This is a genomic window from Paenibacillus sp. P22 (assembly GCF_000469945.2).
GTDB classification, from domain to species: Bacteria; Bacillota; Bacilli; order Paenibacillales; family Paenibacillaceae; genus Paenibacillus_O; species Paenibacillus_O humicus.
Genome location: NZ_CBRA020000262.1, coordinates 1 through 4,035, shown reverse-complemented (window position 1 = coordinate 4,035; position 4,035 = coordinate 1). Strand labels below are relative to the sequence as shown.

Annotated in this window: 4 protein-coding genes; 2 read left to right on the top strand and 2 right to left on the bottom strand. The window is 62.2% G+C overall.

The genetic code is table 11. The features are described from left to right. Nucleotides 1–1,131: MFS transporter (locus BN871_RS25270; protein ID WP_048749857.1), on the bottom strand; the 1,131-nt coding region annotated here is incomplete at its 3' end. A gap of 128 nt (nt 1,132–1,259) precedes the next feature. Next, entirely contained in the window at nt 1,260–2,342 is a 1,083-nt protein-coding gene (locus BN871_RS25265) for a lactonase family protein (RefSeq protein ID WP_021878810.1), read from the bottom strand. Between the two features lie 279 nt (nt 2,343–2,621). Between BN871_RS25265 and BN871_RS25260 the strand changes: the two genes are divergently transcribed. Together BN871_RS25260 and BN871_RS25255 are read left to right on the top strand one after the other, a co-directional pair. Beyond that, a complete protein-coding gene (locus BN871_RS25260) occupies nt 2,622–3,134 on the top strand; it encodes a hypothetical protein (protein ID WP_048749855.1) in 513 nt (170 codons plus the stop codon). Then, nucleotides 3,131–3,820 carry an AIM24 family protein gene (locus BN871_RS25255; protein WP_048749853.1) on the top strand — a complete coding sequence of 230 codons (690 nt, stop codon included), beginning with the start codon at nt 3,131–3,133 and terminating at the stop codon, nt 3,818–3,820. The genes BN871_RS25260 and BN871_RS25255 overlap by 4 nt, the downstream gene beginning before the upstream one ends. The last annotated feature ends 215 nt before the right edge of the window (nt 3,821–4,035 follow it).

Sequence of the window (4,035 nt, the reverse complement as noted above, 5' to 3'; positions counted from 1 at the left end):
GTCGCCAAGCTTGCCCAGCACGACGGCGCCGAGCGCGCCCATCCCGAAGGCGAAGCCGGTGATGAGTCCGGATGCCATGCCGACCCGGCCCGGCATCAGCTCCTGCGCGTAGACGACGCTGACCGAGAAGCTCGCCTGGATGATCAGGCCGATGAGCGCGGCGACGGGATACATCCAGACGAGCGGCAGATGCGGCAGCAGCAGCGTGAACGGCGCCGCTCCCAGGATGGACAGCAGCATCGTGCGCTTGGCCCCGATCCGGTCCGAAACCATCCCGCCGAAAAACGTTCCGACGACTCCGGCGATCATGAACAGCAGCAGCGGCACCTGGGCGGCCTGCTTGCTGAGGCCGTAGTCGTGGATGAGATAGAACTGGTAGAAGGTGCCGATCGCCGCACCGTACCAGGAGCGGGCGAACACGAGCAGAATCAGCACCGACAGCGCGAAGGCGACGACATTTTTATGCTTCTTCGCGTCGATGGACAGCTCGCCTCTCGGCACGGCCGCTTTTTTCACCGGCTTGCCGTGCTCCTCCAGCTGCTTGCGGTACCATGGCACCACCTTCAGCAGGATGAGGATCGCCGCGGCTGCCAGCAGCGTGCCCCAAACGGCGCCGCGCTGCCCGAGCGGGATGAAGATGAAGATCGTCATGAGCGGCGCCAGCGACTGGCCGAAGTTGCCTCCGACCTGGTAGATGGACTGGGCGAAGCCGCGCCTGCCCCCGGCGGCGAAATAAACGACGCGCGAGCCTTCCGGATGGAAGACGGCCGAGCCGAGTCCGACGAATACGATGAAGAAGATGAGCATGCCGAAGCTCGGGGCGAACGCCATGCCGGCCATGCCGATCATGCTCATGAGCATGCCGACCGGCAGCATCCACGGCGACGGCTTGCGGTCGGAGACGAGCCCGACGACCGGCTGCATGACCGATGAAGTCATCTGCAGCGTGAACGTCAGCCACCCGATCTGGGTGTAGCTGATATTGAGCGTATCCTGGAAGATCGGATAGAGGGCGGGAATGACGGATTGCATGGAATCGTTGAGCATGTGGACGGCGCTGATGGCGATCAGAATCGCATAGATGGTCCCGGTGCGGGCAGCGCCGATCCGGGCCGATTGCGAAGCGGACATGGACAGGACTTCCTTTCGTCGCTTGGATGGATGGTATGGAGGTGTTCGTCAGCAAATGAAGGAACGCAGGCATGCGGCCGCCTGATCAAGGTCGGCGCGCATCCGGCGTCAGAGAGAGGTCGGTCTCCTCAGGCGAAGCAGATGCATACCGGCGCCGGAATGCGCAAGGAAGCAGGCGCAGGATCCAGCTTGCCGCTGTCCGCATTTCTCCGGAAGGAATGGATCGTGCCGCTCTCCTGGTTGGCGGCGAGCAGCCAGCTGCCGTCCGGAGAGATAGCGAAGTTGCGCGGCGTACGGCCTCCGGTCGGGCAGTGCTCCACCGCCGTCAGCGTCCCGTCGTCGGTATTGACGGCGAACACGGCGATGCTGTCATGGCCCCGGTTGGACATGTACAGAAACCGGCCGTCCGGAGAAAGATGGATATCCGCCGCCCAGCTGGTGCCGGCGAATTCCTTCGGGAGGCCGGATATTCGCTGCACGCTTTCCAGGATGCCCGTTTCCTTGTCCATCCGAAGCACGTTTACGTACGAATCCAGCTCTCCGGCTACGTAGACATAAGGACGGACGGCTGAAATCGCTGCATGGCGGGGGCCGGTGCCCGGCTCCAGTCTGGCGGTGCCGGCCTTGAGCAGAGAGCGTCCGTCGGCGGACTGCCGGTACATATAGACCGAGTCGGTGCCGAGATCGCATATGTATACAAAGGGAGTGCCGGGGACCGGTCCGGCGCTGTGGATATGAGGCTTCTCCTGCCGGTCTGCTGCCGGTCCGAGCTCGCCTTCCCCGGATACGAGCGCCGAAGCCGGCTCCGACAGCTGTCCGTCCGCCTCAAGCGGAAAGACCGCCGCATTGCCTCCGCTGTAATTGGAGACGTACAGGCTTTGACGGTCAAAGGACAGGCTGACATGGCAGGGGTGCTCCCCGTGAGTCAGCTGGTCGCCAAGCACCTCGAGCTCGCCGCTCTGCGGATCGATGGCCAGCGCATGGACGGAGCCGCCGGACTGCCCTCTCGTCTCGCCGGTTTCGCTGGCGGCATAGAGCATGCTGCCCGCGGGATGGACAGCCAGGAACGAAGCCTGCTCGATGCCGGCGATCTTCTGGAATACCGACAGCTCTCCTGTGCCGCCGTCGAGCCGGCATGCATGGACGGTCGGATCCTTGGCCTCACCGTAAGAGCCTATGTACAGCGTATAAGACGTGGATGCTTCTGCCATTTTGTCTCCTCTTTTCCGGCCTGGGCCTTTTTGTCAGTGAATATACCTCATTTCCTCCGTTCAGACAATGCCGCCCAGCAGTCGTAAGCGGCGCCAAACCATTCGATTCGTTGTCTTTTCGAGCTCTAGAACGACATCTCGCAGCAGCAGGAAACGGATAAGCTCTCTCCAAAGCCCATGATAATCCGACAATTGTCCCCAGTCTCTTACAGCAGCATCCGACTCTTGCTATACTGGGTAATAGATTGTGAAGAGCGCCGCGAGGGGGGATGGGTCCATATGAGGTCGAAACGGATCAAGCGGACAAAACGGATCAAGCGGACAAGCCTGGCTGCCGCACTATTCATCGTCGCTTTGGCCGGAGCCGGCTGGCCCGGGCAGGCGCATGCCGGCATCTGGGACAATCTCAAAGACATCTATGACACGCCGGCCAAGGTGGACGAGCTGCAGAAGCAATATACGGAATCGATTGCCCGGCTGGAGCAGCAGCAGGACCGCCTGAAGCAGGATTACGAGCAGAAGCAGGCGGAGTTCGAAGCGAGGCAGCAGGAGCTGCAGCAGCAGAACGAGGACTTCCGCAAGCAGAACGAAGCGCTGGCGGAGCAGAACCGGCAGCTGGAGGCGAGCATGGCAGCCGCCAGGCAGAAGCAGGCTTCGCTGAAGCACGGCATCGCGGTCGCCGTGCTCGTTGGAGCTTCCGCCCTGCTGGCCTATATCGCGGCCGTACGGGTGTGGCGCTACCGCGTCTACCGCGCCCAGCGGCGCGACCAAGGAAAGGCAGCCGGCTTATGATCGTGACCGCGCCGCCGCCTCACGGGCATGTCCGGATCGAGCTTGAAGAAGCCGACAAGCTGCAGGTGCTGCACCCGAAGGCGATCATTGCGTTCCGCGGCCCGCCGGGTGCCCGCGAGGACCGCTTCATGGATGTCGCCGGCGTCTATCGCAAGCGCAAATGGATCCGCTCCCGGATCCAGGGACCGAGCGAGTTCCTGCTCGGCCTGCCGCCCGGCTGCGGCCTGGAAGCGGTGGCGCTGCCCGAGGACAGCGACCTGCTGTTCGATTTCCGGCATATCGTCTTCTACAGCGACGGCATGGCGATGAAGACGCGCATCCACAAGCTCAAGACCGCTTGGATCACGCGCGAGCTGACCCGGATGCGCTTCACAGGCCCCGGTACACTCGGCATCCTTACCGCAGGCGGCCTTGCCTCCATGAAGCTGTCCGAGGAGCAGCCGCTCTATGTCGATACGGCCTCGCTAGTCGCTTTCCCGGAGTCGGCGGAGGTGAAGCTCGCCGTCTACGGCAACCCGCTGGCTACTCAGCATATGAACGTCCAATGGGAGCTGAAGGGGCGCGGCTCCGTGCTGGTGCAGACCGGATCGCTGGATCCGGGCCTTGTCGAGCCTCTGCAGCGGGACGGCTTCCTGCGGAGGACGCTGCGGGAGCTGCTGCCGTTCGGAGGCGTCTACATCAAATGAGCCTGATTAAAAAAAAATTCCAGCCCATGGGCTGGAATTTTTTCGGCTTATTATTCTAATTCCAGACCTTAAGCAGCGAGTTAGACGAGTTTCTTCTTATTCCGTTTGCCTCGGCGCTCCAGCGGCGAATAAGACGATTTTTTCGTCTTATTCCCCTTGCCTCGGCGCTCCAGCGGCGAATAAGACGATTTTTTCGTMGCTGTCAACGATCGGAT